The organism is Lentibacillus halophilus (assembly GCF_055395055.1).
This window is the reverse complement of sequence record NZ_AP043750.1, coordinates 497588-518735: the sequence shown is the minus strand read 5'-3', so window position 1 is coordinate 518735 and position 21148 is coordinate 497588. Positions and strand designations below refer to the sequence as shown.

Genomic DNA, 21148 nt, shown 5'->3' with positions numbered 1-21148 from the left:
TAGATTAAAAGCTTTCCATCAGTTTAGAATGGCTTCATGACCCATGTCAACGATCCCCCCGTCACCCCAATGGCAAAATCCTCCATGCAAATGGGTTGTGCTTATGCATAACCGTGCGTTTTTAATCATAGAGTTTAACAACAAATAAGAAGCAAAAATACGTCATCGTTATAATGTCGACAATCGACAGTTCGAACAATCATCTCTGCAACCGTCGATCCCAAATACACGCTATTTAGAACGATTAATACCAAAAAAGGGGGGAGGAGACGGCGCACGTTGACTGTGCGTCCAGACGTGTGGAACATCGATCCGACGCTTGTTCTGGCATGAGGTATTCCATTTAAGGGGGTTTGAGACATGTTAAAACGGTACATGTTGGGGTTATTAGCCATTGGATTCATGATGGCATTGGCGGCTTGCGGAAGTGATGAATCATCTGGCGGTGGTGGCTCAGAAGGCTCAGGGGGCTCGGAAGGCGAAGGGAATGGCAACAGTGGTGGCGAAGAAATCAATATTATAGCGGCGCACGTTGTTTCCCCGGAAGCGACGCAACAGGATATGTATGAGAAATTCAAGGAACTCGTTGAAGAAAAATCCGACGGCCGTATTACGATGGAAATTTATCCGGATGGGCAACTGGGCGGCGAACGGGAAATGGTTGAGAGTACACAGGCTGGCGATATCCAAATTTCTTCCCCATCTGTCGGGGTATTGGCCAACTTCTCGTCTGCGTTGGAAGTATTCGACTTTCCATTTATTTTTAAAGATCGGGAAACGGTATACGACGTCCTTGACGGAGAGGTCGGTCAACAATTATTGGATGGCTTGGAAGAAAGCGGTATCAAGGGACTCGGTTACAGTGAAAACGGGTGGCGCCATTTGAACACAACGGAAGAGCAGGTGGTTAAGCCGGAAGAAATGGAAGGAAAGAAGCTGCGTACCATGGAAGTGCCCATGCATATTGCATTTTGGGAAGAGTTGGGTGCCAACCCGACGCCAATGGCCTTCACCGAAGTGTTTAACGGGTTGTCCCAAGGTGTCGTGGATGCTCAGGAAAATCCGCTTCAATTAACGTATACGAGTAATTTTTATGAACCGGCACCATATATCACGTTAACCAAGCATATTTTTGACCCGGAGATTGTCATTGTCAACCAAGAGTTTTTTAACAGCCTTTCCGAAAAGGATCAGGACATCATTCAGTCGTCATTGGATGAAGCGATTGCGCATTTACGAGACTTGAACAGCGATCTGGATGAAGAGCTGCGCACGAAATTGAAAGACGAAGGGACAAAGATCAGAGAGTTATCAGACGAGGAACGCCAAGCTTGGATCGATGCAACCCTTCCATTTTATAAAGAATATGCGGATGAGGTGAATAAGGACACACTCATTGACCTGCTTGAGGCAGCAGGCAATGACAAGATATTGAACGCGATACAATAAAAACGATGTCGCACCCAAGGATGCCTTTCGTAACTTGGGTGCGTTGTTTTCCATTGGTGGGAGGTGACCGACATGAAACTTTATAAACACCTGGATGACCATATCGAAACTTATTTATCGGCGGCGTTATTGGTTTTCTTTTCCTTATTATGTATCGTACAAGTTATCATGCGGTACGTGTTTAACGAATCTTTGATATGGTCGGAGGAATTATCCAGGTACGCGTTTGTCTGGTTTATTTATACGAGCGCTGCGTATGCGGTGCGTTATCAGCGCCACGTTAAATTCAGTTTTTTAGTCACATTGCTCCACAAAGCCTCACCCATGTTCAGTCAACTGTTAAAGATTCTGGCGTTAATCATTTGGATCAGTTTTTTGATCTTTTTGGATTATTTCAGCATTCAATTGGTACTTAATCAATACCATACCGGGCAAGTGTCACCGGCGAATCAATTACCTATGTACATGGTCTATATAGGCATTCCCATTGGTTCATTTTTAATGACGTTCCGGGTTGTTCAGCATATTATCCGGGATGTGAATGCGCTAAAAACAGTCGCGTTAAATAACAGGAAGTAGGGGGGAGATGTCGTGGCTACACTCGTTTTATTTGGTAGTTTTATTTTGTTTATGGTTTTAAGCGTCCCTGTGGCATTTGCGCTTGGTCTGTCATCGGTATTGACGTTAGTGGCAACGGACAAAATCCCTCTTAATTTTATAGCGCAGGGAATGTTTACCACCGTTGATAATTACGCCTTGATGGCCGTGCCATTATTTATATTTGCGGGGATCATTATGGAGTATGGCGGTCTGTCCCGACGTTTGATTGATTTAGCGAAATCATTTGTCGGCCATCATGTTGGCGGCCTTGCTGGTGTGACCATTCTTTCATGTACGGTGTTCGCTGCCTTAAGCGGCTCCGGTCCTGCAACGGTAGCGGCGATTGGGGGCATTATGGTGCCCGCCATGGTGAACGAACATTATGAGAAAGGCTTCAGCGCAGGTATTGTAGCATCGGCCGGCACGCTTGGCATTATTATCCCGCCAAGCATCCCGTTAATCATCTACGGCATTACGACGAATACGTCCATTGGTGATTTGTTTATTGCGGGTGTTGTTCCCGGACTATTGATTGCGATCGCTCTTTGGGTGATCAGTTATGGCATTTCGAAAAAGAATCACTATGGCGGGGCAGCGACACATGTAACGTGGCGCGACCGATGGACCTACTTAAATAACGCCAAATGGACGTTGATCATGCCGATGGTTGTTCTCGGCGGTATTTATGGAGGCGTTTTCACACCGACCGAAGCGGCAGGCGTGGCGGTGGCGTACAGCGCCATTTTGAGTTTATTTTACCGAGAAATTAAATGGACAGATACGATTGATATATTTAAACGAACGACGCTCATTTCCGGTATTATCCTGATTATTATTGCGACTGCCTCCACGTATGGGCGGATTCTCACGATTGAGCGCATTCCGGCCAAAATAGCGGAATTTCTTGTGTCCTTGCCGGTCGGGTCGTGGGTGATCCTCAGCGTTATTGTTCTGCTTCTCGTATTCATCGGCATGTTTATGGAAACCATAGCGGCTATTATTCTATTGGCACCGATCTTACTGCCGGTTGTAACGGAACTCGGCATGCATCCTGTCCATTTCGGTATCGTCATGATTTTAGCAGCGGAGATTGGCTTCTTGACACCACCTGTGGGCGATAATTTGAACGTGGCAAGTGCCATCAGCGGACTGTCACTCGAAAAAGTGGCCAAATCAACGTTACCGTTTACCATTACGCTTATTCTATTATTATTTATCTTTACATTTGCCGACCCGTTAATTATGTTCCTGCCCGACGTGATCGGCGGAACAGGGGAGCATGGATAAAAGACCCATTGCAGGAAAGTGGAAGGGAACCATCATTTCTACTATACTGGTATTAGTAGGGCACATGAAAATAATTCAAATCCATGGAAGAAGGACTGTTGATAGCCATGACCCATCAAGGACCAAGGATACACCCGGTCATCGTTCCCACATCCACCATCCTGCAATCGTTCAATTTTTATGTGGTTGAAAGCGACGGGGCATTGATATTAATCGACGCGGGCTTGAACTCGAAATCATGTTGGGCCCATTTCAATCAGGTTATGAACGCTAATGGCTTTGAAGCGGCAGATATTGATAAAATTATTTTAACGCATAGTCATGACGATCACACAGGCATCGTTCATCATTTATTAAGTGAACACGACATCCCCGTTTATGCCCATAAAAATGCCGCCCCTCGGTTGAACAGGGAATGGGCCTATTTGCATCATCGGCTGGCCTTTTTTGACCAATTTTATGAAGAAATGGGATGCCGGGAACGGGGAAGAGAGCACGTGGCCCTCCTGAGGCAACGAGCGAATGAAAAGGAATCCCAAGCCTTAAACACTGATATCTCCCCGCTGCAAGAGGGAGATGTGATCGATGGGTTTGAAGTGATCGAAACCCCTGGGCATTGGCCGGACCATATCGTCTTATGTCACCGGGAAAGCGGCGATGTGTTTGCAGGCGATCACATATTGGGTCACATATCCAGCAACGCCATGATGGAACCCGATACAGCAGGCAATAAACAGCATGCATTGCTGGAGTATGAGCATTCCTTGAAAAAATGCACCGACTATGCGCTGCAAACAGCTTATACCGGTCATGGCGGCGTTGTGGAAAACCCGATCGCCTTAATCGAAAGACGGTTGCGTGGTATAGACAGAAAATCCGAAAAAATCCGGACGTTGATTGGCAAACGACAACCATGTACGGCCGATACGCTGGCCCGGGCGTTTTATGAAAAAGCTTATGACCGGGAATTTTCACTCGTGATCTCGGAAATCGCCGGACACTTGGACAGGTTGGAAACGCATCAGCGCGTCACCAAACGAAAAGTCGATGCAGAATGGGTTTATTCACTGTCATGAACCATCGTTTTGGCTGTTATGAATAGGGTTTTAGCGATGCATGAAATATATTGAACAAATGGCACGGATTGTTGTCAGACTGGCGCTTAGTTGACTTAATCAAACGTTTGATCAAGAGGATGTGCCCCCTCGTTTCCGTCCACCACATTCAAAAGGAGGTAAGACATGTGCAACCCAACCGCATTATTGACTTAACCATGGATTTGACCAATCAAACGCCCGTTTTCCCCGGCGACCCAACACCGCACATTTACCCGGCGGCGACACTGGACGAGGATGGCTGCAGTGTGCACCATCTCCATATCGCTTCCCACACGGGCACGCATGTGGATGCACCGTACCACTTTTTCAAGGATGGGGCCCGCATGGATCAGCTCGATCTGCATTTGTTCATCGGATCCGGTTTGATTATCCCTGTACAGGGGAAAAACGAACGAGAGCCGATCACGCTCGCTGATACACAAGCCTATATCGAAAAGGCCAAACCCGGCGACATCGCGCTGTTTCATACCGGATGGGCGCAATACGCCGGTACGGACAAGTATGAGCGCCATCCTTATATCCATCGCGACACAGCACGGGCACTGCGGGATCAAGGCGTCCGCGTGATCGGAATCGATGCGTTGAATCCGGATCAAACCGGGAGCGACGATTTTTCCGTCCATGATGAAATACTGGGGCGCGAAGGCGTCCTGATTGAAAATCTGACCAACCTGGAGCACGTTGATGTTGCCAACCCGATGATTTCGGTGTTGCCGCTGAAACTGCCAGGTGGCGATGGCTCACCCGTCCGCGCGGTTGCCATGGAAGGATCGTGTCGTTGAGACGTTTCGGAGCGGCAAGAGACAAAAACCGAAACGATACGCATCATGCCGGGCGAAGTAGCATAACGATTAATGGGATATCGGCTGCCAAATCGATCGAGAGCGAGGCGGAATCGATCGGGAGCTGGGCCCAAAACGATCGGGAACACGGAATGATTCTAAACAGCTGTTCGCCCAGATAGCTGTTTGTTAGAAGAGGTGTGATACATATGGTAGGACAATGGTTTGTGATTGGATTTATTTTTCTTTTGGCGCTCGTCATTCTAGTGCCGGCTGCCGTGTTGGTGTGGCTTTATTTTCAGGATAAAACACGGGAGCAACACGCGATCTTGCAAAATTATCCGATTATCGGTCGGATGCGCTATATTTTAGAAAAAATGGGGCCGGAACTCAGGCAGTATTTATTTTTAAATGATCAGGAAGGCAAGCCGTTTAATCGGGATGAATTTGAGTTTGTCGTCAAAGCGGGGAAGTACAATAGCAGCATCATGGGATATGGAGCGAAACGGAACTTTGACGAAGACGGTTTGTATTTAGTCAATCATATGTTTCCATCCCAAACGGAAGAACTAAAGATCGATCAATCCCCGACAGTGAATACACGCGTTTATGAGATTAATGAGGAAAATCTATTCAGCCGTAAAGAAAAAAGCAAGGCTACCGATATAAACCCATCCTACCTTCACGAGGATGATCAGGTGGTTTTGGGTGAGCATACCGTGCGTCACCCATTTCGGTTAAAAGGGTTGATCGGCCAATCAGCTATGAGCTATGGCTCGTTGGGCGACCATGCGATAACAGCGCTGTCCCAGGGGCTCGGCATGGCCGGGGGCACCTGGATGAATACCGGCGAAGGAAGCGTGTCGCCGTACCATTTAAAAGGAAATACCGATCTCATGATGCAAATCAGCCCCGGTCTGTTCGGCGTGCGTAATAAAGCGGGCCATTTTTCATGGGAAGCCTTTAAAAAACAAGCCGATACCGAGCCCATCAAAGCCTTCGAATTAAAACTCGCCCAGGGGTCGAAAACACGGGGCGGGCACGTGAGCGGCAATAAAGTGACCGAAGAAATCGCCGAGATACGCAACGTCGAACCGGGGGAAGATATTAACAGCCCGAATCGGTTTCCAGGCATTGACGGACCGGAGCAACTGCTTGCGTTTGTGGACCAATTACGGGATGTCGGCCAAAAGCCAGTGGGCATCAAAATGGTCGCCGGTGACGAACAGCAGGTGGCGCAGTTTATCAAAGCTATGGCGGAAACGGACATCGTTCCTGATTTTATCACCGTTGACGGCGGGGAAGGCGGAACCGGTGCGTCGTATTATGCCCTCGCGTATTCGGTCGGACTGCCGTCGTTTTCCGCGATTCCGTTAGTGGATGACACCCTCAAGCAATACGGACTGCGGGATCGGACGAAAATCATCGCGTCCGGTAAGCTGCTGACACCGGACAAGATAGCGATGGCGCTCTGCCTGGGGGCCGATTTGATCAACATCGCCCGAGGCTTCATGATCTCAACCGGCTGCATCATGGCGCAAGTATGCCATACCAACACATGCCCAGCCGGTGTCGCAACGACGGATGAAAACTTGCAGAAAGCCTTGAATATCGATGAAAAGAAATACCGGGTAGCGAATTACTTGATAACACTGCGACACGACCTATTTGACCTTGCCGCTATCGCGGGGCTGGACAGTCCAACGAAACTGAATCGGGACCATCTCGTTTATCGCTCATCATTCAATGAATTCTCCCAATCAGGGAAGCAGCCAAGTTAATCATAAAGGAACAACCGGGCGCAAGGATAGCCCGGTTGTATAAGGTGCCTGGCACATAAACTATTCAGAATTGTTTGCGTGACTGGCACTTGCATCAAGGTGGGGAACCATGCCCTCTACTTAGTTAAAGGAATTTTAATATCCTCACCGACTTCGAGCATACAATTTTGACGGTCTTTTACTGGGGCAAAAACCATCACATAATTATCTGGGTCATGTACCTCTTCCTTACTATAGATTGGCACAACCTTCTTCCCAGCTGATCTTAAAAATACGCCGGTTTTTTTCTTATTAGCTCTGTATCCATATTCATCACCTGAATTTCTAGGATTCATGAATCGTTTTTCCAGCTTACTTCTTTTTTCATATTTCATTCCACTTTCATCCGTATATAGTTTAATGTCGGACCCAGTAACAACGACCCTTGTTTCCAAGGCAGAAAACTCAGCCTGCTTAATGGTGTATGTTTCACCTTTAAAACTGAATTCTTTATTGACTTTGACTGTTTCTCTGTCGAAGGTGGCAGATGGTTTAAGCTTGAATTCTAACGGCCAAGTTGTCTGTACACTGCTATCTCCTTTGTTTTTCCAGATAGTCAAATCTTCAATCTTTAAACGAATGTTTTGTCCCTCATATTCTTCTATTGATTCAAAAGATAAGGCATCATATACTTTGTTTTCTGTTTTGCTGTAATATCGGCTTCCCCATCCCACATTTTCTAATGATTTCTTTTCATCACCGACAATTAAATGAAGCTTACTGACACCTTCCCAAAGGTCAATAGAATAATTCTTTAAATTTGTCTCTTCACTATGATAGGTCAACAGGAGCTTTGTTTCTTTATCATCGGTTAAGACTCTCTTAAATTTTACGTTTATGTCATGCTCTTTATCGTAGTAGCTTTGATCAAGCACTTGCCCTTCTTCTGATTTAACAGCCTGTCTCACTCCAGCATCATCAATATGTTGACTGGAAAAAATATTACCTTTTTCCTCTTCAGTAGCTGCTGATGGTATAAAAACCAATGCCGAGCCAATCGTTAAAAGTATCAATAACGAAATGCCAAATACAATTTTTTTCATAGACACCCTCCTGAGAAATTCATCCATATATAATATGAAATGTTTTATATTTTATACATGCCATTGAGTAAAATCGCACCTATAACATGACGATACATATAGTTCTCAAAGAAGCATTGATGGTAATCGTTGAAAAGATAGATGAGAAATATTCAAAGCAGTTTTGGAACTCATCGGATCTAAGTCCCGTCGGGTTTCCATTATCTGGGGTATGCCGAAAACTTGTATCAATTTACAGTTTTCATTTCGCCTGATATTGGGTATAATATAATTAGAAGACTCATAAAATAAAAGAAACCGCTAGTGTAGATACACTAACGGTCATGTACAACAGCCCTTCAAGGGGCGGCTCACATTACAGGTGTTTTAAAAAATAACTACCCATTATGCTTGTCAGGCCTATGGGTGGTTATTTTTTCTGGTTTGACAGTATGGCTAGGTGCCAGGCACATAGACTATTCTGAATTGTTTGTGTGCCTGGCACTTGCATTAGCAATGTCTTGGTTATTTTTTCATAAATTCTTGAACAGCTCTAAAGATTCCAAGCAGTCCACTTAAAAATATAGCACTAAATGTAATCCATATTTGTGTATAATTAGGTCCATTACCTATCGGCCCAACTTTAGGTTGGTAACTAATGTATAAAAAAATAATAGAAGCTAGTAAAGTTAGAATTCCTAAACATAATATTATAAACCCTTTCATATATGAAACCTCCATTTACGGCGGTCGGGGTCTGTCCCCATAGCCAAGAAGGGCAGATTAGTTGATTCGATAAAAACTTTTGGCTATTTTTAGTATTTCTTTTTTTGAGGTAGAGTCGCTATCAACTAGAAGGTCGTAATAACTATTATCTTCATCCCACTTCAGAATTTTGATTTTATCTTTTTTACCGTACCTTCCTACCAAGTTATCCGTTATGTTAACCTTTTCTTCTGTAAAATCAATTGCATTTTCCGTTGTTCCTGCCCGGAAAGTTATCTCTTCTTGATTGTCGTTTACAAATGTAACTGTGAGATAATTAGTTTCCAATCTACCCAATTCCTTCACTTCTACGTTCGTTTCTGTTGGTTCAAATGAGAGTAAATGTGGGATTTTCGGATTGAACTCCAATTTACTCAAAGAGCTAATAACTTTTTCTTTATTATATTCTATAAGGTCTTTTGAACCTGATTCATCACTACATCCGACCAAGATAAATATAAACATCATTACTATATAAATAGCTTTCTTCAAACTCTCCCTCCGTTTCATAAAGAATGATAATGTTATTTTACAATCTGGCTCCATTCAGGCACAGCATTTATTAAACAGCTGCGCCCAGGTGCCAGGCACATAAACTATTCAGAATTATTTTGAGGTTGGGGACAGTCCCCATTGCGTCGCATCATTGAAAAATTCTTCTGCTTCCGAGGTATCGGTAAACGCTCGTTTCGGAATAATAATGTCTTTTCTAGGTTTCTTTTTCGGTATTAAAAAATGAATGAAATCCTTATTCCTCGTAATCTTTTCTATGTATTTCCATTCTATTGTGAACTCGGAATCTTTATTTTTAATGTTTATGCCTCTCGAGGTAATCGTCGCAGTGGAAGATCGTAAAGCATAACTCATATACCCGACGTTGTTAAGCCAAACAAAGATTAAATATGACAACATAATAAGGATTAAAATACCAACTATTATCTTGCCGGTTTGGTCCTCGACGGAAAATAAAAAAAGCATTACAAGAAAAAGAATAAGAACAGCCACTCGTGATATTTTTTCCGATTGAGTACGAAATACTTTTCTAGCTTTTTTATACTCTTGTTCTGTAAGTGTGTATGTTACTGTATGATGGTCGTTCAAAGTGATTCTACTCCTTGCTATTACTCATTATTCAACAACTGTCCCCATAGCCACATAAATAAGTGCAAAGTGTCATTCGATATATCGTGCTTAACACTTATTTTAACATAAAAATATAAGGTGCCAGGCACATAAACTATTCAGAATTGTTAAGGTGCCTGGCACTTATGTTAGTACTGATTTTTCTTTTTGAATAATAGGATGATAGTAGTGATGGGCGGGAGGGGTTTGATGCGTAAAATAGCTGTCATCCTTGTCGTGTTAATCGGCGGTGCTGGATTGTTTCTGTTTTTTCATCAATCAAACGAAAAACAAGCAGCTGAAGTGGTTGCGACCTTTTATTCGTATGAACAGAATGCGAATTTTTCGGATTCGTGGGAGATGTTTCACCCATTGATGAAAGATAAATTTGCTAAAGTCGACTATATACAGGACCGTGCGCATGTATTCATGGGGCATTTTGGTGTGAAGACCTTTTCCTTTTCGGTTGGGGAAGCGACGAAACGCGAGGGCTGGGCCATTGACAATGATACAGACAGCATTGATACCGTTTATCAAGTGCCCGTCACACAAGTCTTTAAAGGGAAGTACGGCAATTTCTCTTTAACGCAAAATGTGTTTGTGACCGATGTGAAAGGCGAATGGAAAGTGCTCTGGAATTATAAAAAATAAGCCCCAAATCCCTTCCATATTTTCAGAAAAATTGACGTACATCAACGCTGCGGGCATTTTGGGCCACATTTATACAAATGGTCCTGATTGCCGCAAATATACATGAGGTGCCTGGCACATGAACGATTCAGAATTGTGTGGGTGCCAGGCACTTACGTTGCTATGGGGGATAAGCTATCTTAAAATAGCCCGAGTGAATTTATAAACACGATGGCAATCGTTAGTGGCACAATCCAGCGCATAAGGAAGCGCCATCCTCGGAACCATCCAAGTGCCAGGCTGTTCCCTGACTGAAATTCTTTGATAATGATAGCTTTATCCATTCGAAATGAAATGAAAATCGAAATGAGAAAACAGCCAAGCGGCAACAAAATGTTACTGACGAGAAAATCAGTAGCGTCAAAAATGGATTTCCCAGCAATAGACACATCCGACAGCACCCCAAAGGATAACGTTGCCGGAATGCTGGCCAGAAAGACGACGATCCCGGCGATGACCGTCACTTTTTTACGTGAATGCTTTCCACTGGCTGTCAGAGCCGATATAATAATTTCCAGCAAACTGAATGAGGACGTAAGCGTCGTGAATAAAAACAGCAACAGAAATAGTGTTAAAAACAGAGGACCAAACGCCATTTGACTAAAAACGTTCGGCAAGACGACGAACAACAAACTTGGACCAGCTTTCGGTTCCAGACCAAAAGCAAAAACGACCGGAAAAATGGCCAGACCGGCAAGAACGGATACAACAATATTCAGTGAGGCAACGCTTGCCGCCGACGTTGGAATACTCTCTTTCTTATGCAAATATGAACTATACGTAACCATACAGGAGAACCCGACAGCCAAAGCAAAAAAGGATTGCCCCAACGCGTATAATATGCCTTCCCCGCTAATATTGGAAAAGTTCGGATTCATAAAGAAGGTAATGCCTTCCATCGCTCCATTTAAAGTCAAGGAACGAACAACCAATACGAGGAAGAAAATAAATAGCAGCGGCATTAAATATTTACTGGATCGTTCAATGCCTTTCTTAATGCCAAAGCTAAGAACGATGACATTGATCAATAGAAATAATGCCACACCACCAAGCGCCAACCATGGCGTTCCAATAATAGATTGAAAGAGCTGGCCATAATTCGCACCATCTGAAATCACATTCCCGGACAGACTCATTCCGGAATACAAAACAACCCAGCCACCGACAACACTATAAAACGACAGCAATAAGAAACAGCCTGCTACCCCAAGGCGGCCAATGATTCGCCAGGGAGACTTGGGTGCGAGGTGATCATACGCAGAAACCGCTTCCCTTTGAGCTGATCTACCAATAATAAACTCCGATATGAGCATGGGCAATCCAATGAATAACGTAAAAAGCACAAAGATGACTAAGAAAGCACCTCCGCCGTACATACCTGCAGCATACGGAAATTTCCATATGGCACCAAGACCAATCGCGGCCCCAGCTGAAGATAGAATAAATCCTAATTTGGACGACCATTGTTCTCTAGATTCACTCATAAATGACTCCTCTCCGATGTCACCGCTTTAATTTTAAAGATTTAGAAAATAGAGTGGTAGATTTGTGGCTGGGACAACTTCTAAAGGTGTATCGCGTTTAATTGTTCATTTTTTAACCAGAAATACTGGTTGTCCGTAATGAAAGATGACCAATCACTTTGGAAAGCGTAGTATGTTTCCAAAGCGATCGTCGTTAAAGCTGTCCCAGCCGCCTACTCTATAATTCTGTCCGCAGTTCCCACAGTTCAGGGAAAAAGTACTGTTCCAACACTTTTTTCAAATAGGCGACACCACCGGATCCGCCTGTTCCCTGTTTAAATCCAATGATTCTCTCAACGGTTTTCATATGTCGGAACCGCCATTGCTGGAATAAATCCTCAATATCCATAAGCTCCTCAGCAAGCTCATACAGTTCCCAATACTGATCAACATTTCTGTATACCGTCAACCAAGCCTGTTTAACACTCTCATTGGATTGGTGTGTCAAACGCACATCACGATTCAATACATCTTCATCAATCGGAAGTCCTTCTCTCGCCAGAGCTTGAATCGAAACGTCATAAATACTCGGAGCGTCATGAGCTTGCTGTAACGTGTCTCGCAGCTCAGGGTCGTGTTCATAAATCTTCAGAACATGCTCTGTTTTGTACCCAAGAGCAAATTCCAGCATCCGATTCTGATACGACTGAAATCCCGACGCGCTGCCCAATGAATCGCGGAACTCCATGTACTCAGCCGGCGTTAAGGTCGCCAAGACGTCCCACACTTGTTTCAGTTGATCCTGAATGACCGATACCCGGGCTAACTTTTTAAACGACGTCGACAAACGATGCGCCCGAATATCCTGAATAGCGGAATTCACTTCATGTAATATTTGTTTGATCCATATCTCACTCACATGATGGACCGAAATAAACAGCATTTCGTCATGATGATTGCTTAACGGGTGATGACTGTTCAGCAATGTATCCAAGCCCAAATAGTCGCTATACGTCATTTTTTCTTTAAAATCGGTCTGGATGTCTCGTTCATCTTTAAACGCGTCATGTTGATTCTGCATCGCGATTTCCTCCATTTATTGGTTTAATCACTGCCCGCACTAAACTTCCATCCGCATCCTGAAGCGGCAACGGCAATGCAATAAGCTCGTAATCACCCTCGTCCACATGATCGAGCATGACATTTTCCAGGATGTAAATATCATTCGCAAACAGGGAATGATGCCCAATCATGTCTTTGCTTGAAACGGGGTCGACCGATGGGGTATCGACGCCGACGAGATGAACCCCGATGGAACGCATGTAAGCGGCGCCATCAGCCGTTATGGGCGGTACATCGTCCGGAAAACGCTCGGGATTATTCGGCAGGGACGTCCGGATTAAGAGTCGCTCGGTAGGCTGAGTGATTTTGCTTTTTAAAGCTTCTTCATTAATGGCAGCGAATGAACCGATGTCGATGACTTTGCAGGGACCGATATAACGGTCAACCTCTAAGTCCAGTATTTTCTTACCATCATCTAAAAAATGGTAGGGGGCATCGGTATGGGTGCCAACGTGTGCGCTCGTTGTTATTCGTCCAATATTGACCGAGCCAGTCATCTCCTTCGTTAAAGCAGTATGATAATGAAATGGCTGATCGCCCGGCCAATGGGCGAGTTGGTTGTTTACTGGTTGTGAAATATCAATCCAACAGCTCATCAGGATACCACATCCCTTACATTTTCAAATTGTTCATATAACGCATCGTCCATGATCATCTTCAGTGTGTGTACACAATCATACACATCTTCAAAGGAATTGTATAAAGCGACCGGTGCCAGGCGAATACCGCTCGGCGTTCTGAAATCCGGAATGACGTTTTTCATTTTTAATGCTTTGCAAATACGCGCTGCTTCGGGATGTTCCACATACACATGCCCACCGCGCTGGTCATGATTTCTCGGGTTGCAAATCACCATGCCATAGCCATCGAGTTCATGATCGATTAGAGACATCATATAGTCCGTTAGTTCGAGCGATTTCCGGCGCACCCGATCTATGCCAGCGTCATTGAACAAGTCAAGCGCCCCGATTAATGGTGCCGCACTTAACAGATGCGGTGTTCCGATTTGAAATGCCCCGGCATTCGTTGCAGGCGTTAAGGTATGCTCCATGTCAAACTGCTTATTCTTTGCGGAGCTGAACCATCCGGCAAGCCCCGGTGTGACGCCGAAGTGTTTCTCATTTAAAAACAACCCTGCTACACTGCCAGGTCCGCCATTAAGATGTTTGTACGTACACCAAAAGGCAAAGTCAACATTCCAATCATGCAAATCATGCGGAATGGCCCCGATGGAATGGCATAAATCAAATCCAATCGGAATGTTGCGTTCGTGGGCGGCTTGTGTCAACCGTTTCATATCCAGGATTTGACCACTGCGGTATAAAACACTTGGCAGCACGATCAGCGCAATGTCATCCGTCATCGCATCAATAATATCGGCTTCGTTTAACAGATGACCATCCTCGCTTTCCACCTGTACCAAATGAGATTCATCGTATCCTTTTAACCGTAGCTGTGCTTTCAACGCATAAATATCACTCGGAAACGTTAAAGCGTCAGCCAGAATCTTGGTTCGTTTTCCCTCTGGCTGATAAAACGTTGACACTAAATGATGCAAATCAACGGTGGTTGACCCCGTTGCAATCACTTCTTCATGGTTAGCACCAACGAGCCCAGCCATTTTTTCGCCGAGCGACTCGGATAAGTAATACCATGGCTGATTGCCTTCTGTCCAGCCATTGATTCCTTGCGTCTTCCACGATTCCAGTATATTAAGGGTTGACCGCTCTGCTTGTTTTGACATGAGCCCCAATGAATTCCCGTCCATGTAGACGCTTTCATGGTTAAGATAAAATTCATCACGGTACATTCGTAAATCATCATGAGCGTCCATATCCCGCGCATGGGCCCTTGTATACGTCTCTGTCATGTCTGTCACCTTCCTGTATGTTGATAAGATTGCTTGAATTGATTATATTTTTCATTGTATGGTTAAAGTATAATTTTTGGGTGATATAATGTCAATGATATCGTGTCAATTAAATTTTGGAGGACCAGTATCATGAAAAAACAACTGACCAGTCGGGATAAACAAGCAATGGAAACCAAACGAAAACTCATTCAATCGGCTCATCGTGTTTTTTTGCACAATGGGTTTGACAAGACAACGGTTTCGCAAATTATTAAAGATGCCGGGGTCGGATATGGAACAGCTTATGTCTATTTTAAAAACAAACATGATATTTTCGTTACCATTATGGGGGAGCTCATGGAACAATTTTTCGACGTGGCTAAGCAGGAATTCCGGCCGGAGACAGCGGAAGAAGCTCATTCGCTCATTGAAAAGCAAGTAAGGGATTACATGAATCTCGCGATAAACCAACGCCCAATGCTGCGCGTCGTGAAGAATGCCATCGGATCAAGCGAGCAGATTGGGGAGGAATGGGAAAACATCCGGCATGAATTCATACAAGGGATTACGGCTGATATAACCTATTCCCAGGACAAAAATCTGGCCGATGCGAGCTTTGACCCCATTATAACCGCCAAAAGTTGGTATTATATGAATGAAATGTACATGTGGCAATTTGTAGAGTCAGAATCGTTTGAACTCGACCCTATCGTTGACCAATTAGCCATGTTTTACACGAAAGCATTGTACCGTCATGACGGTGATGGTTGAGGGGGGTTTTTGAAGTCAGCAGGGGCGCTGATGGTCCGCCGCTGCCGACCATCGTTCCTCTTATAAACCCACTCTTTTATATAAACCGTTTTATTGTGCAACACTATATAGGATAGGTTGGTCATTTCGGAAAAAGTCGCGCAATAATGAAGAAGGTCGCGCAGATCGGAGAGGAATTCGCGCAATAATCGAGAGGATCGCGCGGTTCAGTGTGTGAGTCGCGCAATAATCGACTGAGGTCGCGCAGTAATAGGGTGAGGTCGCGCAACTCAGAGCGAAAATCGCGCGACGGTACGCCAAACTCGCGCGACGAAGCAGCACGCTGCGCCGTTCGCTCGTATCTAAACGATGATGGTCGGCGGCTGCCGACCATCCGCCTTCCAACAACTCACCAACCCACCAGAGCCACCCAATAATGACGGTTTACTGTCAAAAATGATCATTCGTTTGACAACTACCCATCATTGCGATATAGTGAACGTAAGCGATAACACGACGGAATGAGTAAGGGGATGCGTATGCGTATATTGGACAACATGAAGGGAAAATTAATTGTATCCTGCCAGGCGCTGGAGGATGAGCCGTTGCATGACGCCTACATAATGTCAAAAATGGCTCTGGCTGCCAAACAGGGCGGAGCAGCCGGTATTCGCGCCAACACGATTAAGGACATTCAAGCGATTAAACACGAAGTTGATCTGCCCATTATTGGAATTATTAAAAACGATCATCCCGATTATAACGTTTTCATCACCCCAACGATGACGGAAGTGGATGCCTTATATCAGGAAGGCGTTGATATTATCGCGTTTGACGCAACCAGCCAAAAAAGACCTTCCGGAAACGATGTTGCGTCATTCGTTGCTGACATCAAGGCTAACTATCCGGATCAGTTGCTGATGGCGGATATCTCCACCGCTGAAGAAGGGCTCAATGCCGAGCGTATCGGGGTGGATCTCGTGGCGTCCACGCTGGCCGGTTACACGCCTTATTCCAGCGATGTTCAACCGATGCAGCTCGTTAAGGAATTGACCGAGCAGCTCTCGATTCCGGTCATTGCAGAAGGGAATTTTGACACACCGGAAAAGGCTCAAGGGGCGATAAAGGCGGGCGCTCATGCCGTTGTCGTCGGAAGTGCCATCACCCGCCCGCAAATCATAACGAAACAATTTAATGACGCTGTCGAAAACGTCAATCGCAGAGAGGTGATAGAATGAATGGACTGTATACGGCGCTAATGTGCTCGTTTCATGACGATGGACGTGTGAATGAACAAGGATTGCGGGAGATTGTACGCTATAATCTCGATGTGCAGCAGGTTGATGGGTTATACGTCAATGGCAGCACCGGGGAAAACTTCCTCATTTCCACCGAGCAGAAAAAGCAAATTTTCCGTGTGGTCAAAGACGAAGTGGAGGATGAGGCTAAGCTGATTGCGCAAGTCGGCTCACTGAATATCGACGAAGCGACCGATCTGGCCCAATATGCGACCGACTTGGGGTACAACGCCATTTCGGCGGTGACTCCGTTTTATTATAAGTTTGATTTTGACGAAATAAAAGATTATTATTTCACCATTTTAGACAGTGTCGACAATGACTTGATTATTTACTCCATTCCGGCATTGACGGGCGTCAATATGAATCTCGAGCAGTTTGGCGAGCTGTTTGCCCACGACCGAATTATTGGTGTGAAATTCACAGCACCGGACTTCTTCCTGCTTGAACGGATCAGGCATCAATTTCCGGATAAGTTGATCTATTCCGGGTTTGATGAAATGCTCCTGCCAGCCAGTGTCCTGAATATCGATGGAGCGATCGGAAGCACGTTCAATATCAACGGCAAACGCGCGCGGCAAATTTTCGAACTTGCCCAGAACGGACAACTGAACGAAGCCAGAGACGTGCAAAAGGTGACCAATGATTTGATAACGGATGTGCTGAGTAACGGGCTTTATCCAACCATCAAAGAAATACTGAAGGTGCAGGGCGTTGACGCCGGTACACTGCGCAAGCCGATGAAGCCACTCACCGCTGACGGCGCCAAAGAAGCCGAACGCATTGCCAACACGTTTATTACGTAACACGTCATTCCGTGGGGGAGCCTCTTTATCCTCCACGGAATGGGCATTGTCACGAGGCATCTCAGTCAATAGAATTTTCAAAAATGATAGTTATCATTCATAAATAAATAGGTAATTGACAATAAACATTCAAAATGGTATATTTCATGCACACAATGAAAACGCTTCAGCCCTTAAACAGGACATAATCCTTTGCGGCGTTTTAGTTGTCTCAACATCATTATCATTAGGAGGAGGGGTCAAGGATGAAGAAAGTTTATTTGGGTCTGTTGCTGGTGCTCATCCTGGGACTGACCGCTTGCAGTGGAAACGATTCCGCTGGCAACGAAGGAAATGGCGATGGCAATGGAAACGGTGGCGGTGACAAGGAAAGTTATGAATTGAAGTTCGGCATGCAGCCAAGCACAGCACAAAATGAGTATAAAGCAGCTGAAGTTCTGGCTGAGTATGTTAAAAACGAAAGCGATGGCCGTTTAACCATCGATCTGTACCCGGATGCACAACTTGGTGATGACCGGGCCATGCTTGAACAGGTGCAGAGTAACAAACTGGACATAACCCTTGCAGAGACAGGCCGATTCGGCATTTGGGTTCCGCGTGCGGAATTGCTTGGACTGCCATATATTGTTGATGACTTTGACCATTTGAAACGCGTTATCCAGGAAACCGAATACGGCAAGAACCTTCATAAAGAATTGGAAAACGAATATAACTGGAAGGTCATGGGAGTTGCCTATAATGGGACCCGGCAAACAACATCGAATCGTCCGATTAAATCCCTCGATGACATGGAAGGGCTGAAATTGCGTGTTCCGGAAGCGGATACGTTGCTCGATTACGCTGAGTATACAGGAGCGTCCCCGACACCAATGGCCTTTTCCGAAGTATATACAGCACTTGAAACAAACGCCGTTGATGGCGAGGAAAACCCACTTTCAACCATCGATGCACAGAAATTTTATGAAGTCCAGGATTACTTGGCTATGACGAATCACGTGGTGAACGACAATAGCTATGTCGTATCGGCTAAGATGTATGAATCCCTTCCCGATGACTTGCAAACGATTCTTCAAGAAGGTATCGATAAAGCGGTGAAAAAGCATACAAACATGTTTAAGAAAGAAGAAGAAGAATTGATTTCCAAGTTTAAAGAAGAGGGCATGACGGTAACAAAGCCTGATTTGGAACCATTCCGTGAAGCTGTATCCGACGCGTATCCGGAATATATGAAAGATATTGAAGGGGACGCAGAAAAATACATGCAGCAAATCGAGGATGCACGATAACTCTAGTATATATTTAGGTGAATGACGATGCGAAACGTTTTCAAACATTTGGAGGAGATTATTGGCGGGTCTTTATTTATCGTAATGCTGGTTGTTCTGGTCATTCAAATATTCTCCAGACAGGTTCTCGATAGCCCGATTACATGGTCCGAGCAACTGGCACGATTTTTATTTGTATACATTGCCTATCTCGCCATATCGTCGGAAATTAAGGACGAAGGACATGTCCGAATCGACTTTTTCTTTAACAAATTACCGGCGGCTTTACGAACAATTATTTACTATTTATTCCAACTCATGATGGCAACGGTGCTACTACTATTGATTTATATCGGTTATCAAATGGGGCTACGGAAGCTGCCGGTCGAAATCGTATCACTTAATATTTCATACGTTTATATGTACATGGCGTTGCCTGTATTAGGTGTCCTTATGCTGTACCGATTGATTGAACGGAATGTGAAGGCCATCCGGTCTGCAAAGGGGGTGAAATAAATGGATGTGTTTTTGGTACTCGTGCTGTGGATCTTATTGCTATTCCTCGGCATGCCAGTCGGTTTCACGTTGCTGGTGGCAACATTCGTTTATTTCATCACCCAAGATTGGAGTCTGGTCTATTTCACCGGGGCGAAATTGGTCGACAGTCTTGATGTGTTTTCCTTATTGGCTGTCCCTTTTTTCATTTTAACCGGGAATCTTATGAACTCATCCGGTATTACCGACCGCATTTTTAAATTTGCCAGATCCATTGTCGGGCATTTCACTGGCGGACTGGGACATGTCAATATATTGGCCAGTTTAATGTTCTCCGGTATGTCCGGATCGGCTTTGGCTGACGCCGGTGGATTGGGGCAGCTGGAAATCAAGTCCATGCGTGACGGGAAATACGACGATGATTATGCGGGTGGATTGACGGCCGCCTCTGCGATTATCGGGCCGATCATTCCCCCCAGCATTCCGTTGATTATATACGGGGTAACGGCCGACCAGTCAATTGCGAAACTCTTTTTGGCAGGTGCTGTGCCGGGGCTGGTCATGGCCATTGCGTTAATGGTTACGGCCTATATTTTTGCCAAAAAACGCGGCTTTCCAAAAGAGGAGAAATCAACCAATTGGCAGCGGTGGTATCATTTTAAAAAGTCGTTCCTTGCACTTTTAACGCCGATTATCATTATTGGCGGCATTTTTACCGGGTTGTTTACCCCAACGGAAGCGGCTGTCGTTGCTACGGTTTATGCAATGATCTTAGGATTCTTTATTTATCGCGAACTAACGATTAAAAAATTCTGGGACAATATTGTGTCCTCGTTAAAACTGACGGGTGTGGCGGTATTAATGGTCATGGCAGTGGAATTCTTTGGACAAATGATCGCCCATGAACAGGTGCCGATTACCATTGCAAACTTTTTCCTTTCCGTCACGGAGAGTCCTATTATCCTGCTGTTGTTAATTAATGTGTTGCTGATCTTTCTCGGCACATTTATTGATGCATTGGCTTTATTGGTTCTCGTGGTACCCATACTTGTTCCAGTCGTTATGGAAGCAGGCGTGGACCCGGTTCATTTTGGCATTATCGTTATTTTAAACTTAATGATTGGTATTCTCACACCACCGATGGGCATGGCCCTCTTTGTCGTTTCCAAAGCCGGAAATATCCCGATACACGTGATCACACGAGGGGTTCTGCCATTCTGGATTCCATTGATTATAACGTTGATCATCATTACATTGATACCGCAAATCGTGTTGTTTTTGCCTAATGTGGTAGGTTCATAAGAATAAGAGGCTGGGACAAACATATTGATTTCGAATCAGCTCGGATCTTTCTGTCTATTATATAACGGGCTTTCGTCTCAACTAGCGGAGGAAAAATGCGTAGACTCCTGGGGGAGCAAAGGCCCTAGATGAGACCCCGG

Annotated in this window: 21 protein-coding genes; 14 read left to right on the top strand and 7 right to left on the bottom strand. The window is 44.9% G+C overall.

Annotation, left to right across the window (positions count from 1 at the left end):
* Positions 1-360 precede the first annotated feature (360 nt).
* From ACZ5Q7_RS02440 to ACZ5Q7_RS02410, 7 genes are all read left to right on the top strand, one after another.
* Entirely contained in the window at positions 361-1449 is a 1089-nt protein-coding gene (locus ACZ5Q7_RS02440; RefSeq protein ID WP_343752145.1) for a TRAP transporter substrate-binding protein, read from the top strand.
* A 72-nt stretch (positions 1450-1521) separates the two neighbouring features.
* On the top strand, positions 1522-2028 hold the full coding sequence (locus ACZ5Q7_RS02435; RefSeq protein ID WP_343752143.1) for a TRAP transporter small permease: 507 nt from the start codon (positions 1522-1524) through the stop codon (positions 2026-2028).
* Between the two features lie 12 nt (positions 2029-2040).
* Positions 2041-3336, top strand: a complete 1296-nt coding sequence (locus tag ACZ5Q7_RS02430; RefSeq protein ID WP_343752141.1) for a TRAP transporter large permease — start codon at positions 2041-2043, stop codon at positions 3334-3336.
* An 83-nt stretch (positions 3337-3419) separates the two neighbouring features.
* Positions 3420-4412: an MBL fold metallo-hydrolase gene (locus tag ACZ5Q7_RS02425; RefSeq protein ID WP_464433064.1), complete on the top strand. Its 993-nt coding sequence runs from the start codon at positions 3420-3422 to the stop codon at positions 4410-4412.
* Positions 4413-4579: 167 nt separating this feature from the next.
* Positions 4580-5236, top strand: coding sequence for a cyclase family protein (locus tag ACZ5Q7_RS02420; RefSeq protein WP_343752139.1), 657 nt, complete (start codon positions 4580-4582; stop codon positions 5234-5236).
* Positions 5233-5418 (top strand): hypothetical protein, encoded by a 186-nt coding sequence (locus ACZ5Q7_RS02415; protein ID WP_343752137.1) that lies wholly within the window; start codon positions 5233-5235, stop codon positions 5416-5418. Before ACZ5Q7_RS02420 ends, ACZ5Q7_RS02415 begins: the two co-directional genes overlap by 4 nt.
* A 27-nt stretch (positions 5419-5445) precedes the next feature.
* Entirely contained in the window at positions 5446-7017 is a 1572-nt protein-coding gene (locus tag ACZ5Q7_RS02410; protein WP_343752135.1) for an FMN-binding glutamate synthase family protein, read from the top strand.
* A 116-nt stretch (positions 7018-7133) separates the two neighbouring features.
* Here the strand turns inward: ACZ5Q7_RS02410 and ACZ5Q7_RS02405 are convergent, their stop codons facing one another.
* The 3 genes from ACZ5Q7_RS02405 to ACZ5Q7_RS02395 form a co-directional block, all read right to left on the bottom strand.
* Entirely contained in the window at positions 7134-8099 is a 966-nt protein-coding gene (locus ACZ5Q7_RS02405) for a hypothetical protein (RefSeq protein ID WP_343752134.1), read from the bottom strand.
* 762 nt (positions 8100-8861) lie between these two features.
* Positions 8862-9335: a DUF4367 domain-containing protein gene (locus ACZ5Q7_RS02400; RefSeq protein ID WP_343752132.1), complete on the bottom strand. Its 474-nt coding sequence runs from the start codon at positions 9333-9335 to the stop codon at positions 8862-8864.
* Positions 9336-9449: 114 nt separating this feature from the next.
* Entirely contained in the window at positions 9450-9944 is a 495-nt protein-coding gene (locus ACZ5Q7_RS02395; RefSeq protein WP_343752131.1) for a YcxB family protein, read from the bottom strand.
* Positions 9945-10175: 231 nt separating this feature from the next.
* Here ACZ5Q7_RS02395 and ACZ5Q7_RS02390 point away from each other — a divergent pair, with 231 nt between their 5' ends.
* The gene (locus ACZ5Q7_RS02390; protein WP_343752130.1) at positions 10176-10616 is read left to right on the top strand and encodes a hypothetical protein; all 441 of its coding nucleotides are present in this window, start codon (positions 10176-10178) and stop codon (positions 10614-10616) included.
* Positions 10617-10795: 179 nt separating this feature from the next.
* Here ACZ5Q7_RS02390 and ACZ5Q7_RS02385 read toward each other — a convergent pair whose 3' ends face one another.
* From ACZ5Q7_RS02385 to kynU, 4 genes are all read right to left on the bottom strand, one after another.
* Positions 10796-12139, bottom strand: coding sequence for a sodium-dependent transporter (locus ACZ5Q7_RS02385; protein ID WP_343752128.1), 1344 nt, complete (start codon positions 12137-12139; stop codon positions 10796-10798).
* A 217-nt stretch (positions 12140-12356) separates the two neighbouring features.
* Entirely contained in the window at positions 12357-13199 is an 843-nt protein-coding gene (gene kynA / locus ACZ5Q7_RS02380; protein ID WP_343752127.1) for a tryptophan 2,3-dioxygenase, read from the bottom strand.
* Complete coding sequence (gene kynB, locus ACZ5Q7_RS02375) at positions 13183-13842, bottom strand: arylformamidase (RefSeq protein WP_343752167.1); 660 nt, start codon at positions 13840-13842, stop codon at positions 13183-13185. Before kynB ends, kynA begins: the two co-directional genes overlap by 17 nt.
* On the bottom strand, positions 13836-15110 hold the full coding sequence (gene kynU / locus ACZ5Q7_RS02370; RefSeq protein WP_343752125.1) for a kynureninase: 1275 nt from the start codon (positions 15108-15110) through the stop codon (positions 13836-13838). Before kynU ends, kynB begins: the two co-directional genes overlap by 7 nt.
* 132 nt (positions 15111-15242) lie before the next feature.
* Between kynU and ACZ5Q7_RS02365 the strand changes: the two genes are divergently transcribed.
* The 6 genes from ACZ5Q7_RS02365 to ACZ5Q7_RS02340 all read left to right on the top strand — a co-directional run bounded on the left by ACZ5Q7_RS02365 (position 15243) and on the right by ACZ5Q7_RS02340 (position 21008).
* Positions 15243-15863, top strand: coding sequence for a TetR/AcrR family transcriptional regulator (locus ACZ5Q7_RS02365; protein WP_343752123.1), 621 nt, complete (start codon positions 15243-15245; stop codon positions 15861-15863).
* 518 nt (positions 15864-16381) lie between these two features.
* Entirely contained in the window at positions 16382-17080 is a 699-nt protein-coding gene (locus ACZ5Q7_RS02360) for an N-acetylmannosamine-6-phosphate 2-epimerase (RefSeq protein WP_343752122.1), read from the top strand.
* Positions 17077-17946 (top strand): N-acetylneuraminate lyase, encoded by an 870-nt coding sequence (locus ACZ5Q7_RS02355; protein WP_343752120.1) that lies wholly within the window; start codon positions 17077-17079, stop codon positions 17944-17946. Before ACZ5Q7_RS02360 ends, ACZ5Q7_RS02355 begins: the two co-directional genes overlap by 4 nt.
* Before the next feature lie 245 nt (positions 17947-18191).
* Positions 18192-19232, top strand: coding sequence for a sialic acid TRAP transporter substrate-binding protein SiaP (locus ACZ5Q7_RS02350; protein WP_343752118.1), 1041 nt, complete (start codon positions 18192-18194; stop codon positions 19230-19232).
* 27 nt (positions 19233-19259) lie between these two features.
* Positions 19260-19727, top strand: coding sequence for a TRAP transporter small permease (locus tag ACZ5Q7_RS02345; protein ID WP_343752116.1), 468 nt, complete (start codon positions 19260-19262; stop codon positions 19725-19727).
* Positions 19728-21008, top strand: a complete 1281-nt coding sequence (locus tag ACZ5Q7_RS02340) for a TRAP transporter large permease (RefSeq protein ID WP_343752114.1) — start codon at positions 19728-19730, stop codon at positions 21006-21008.
* Positions 21009-21148: the final 140 nt, after the last annotated feature.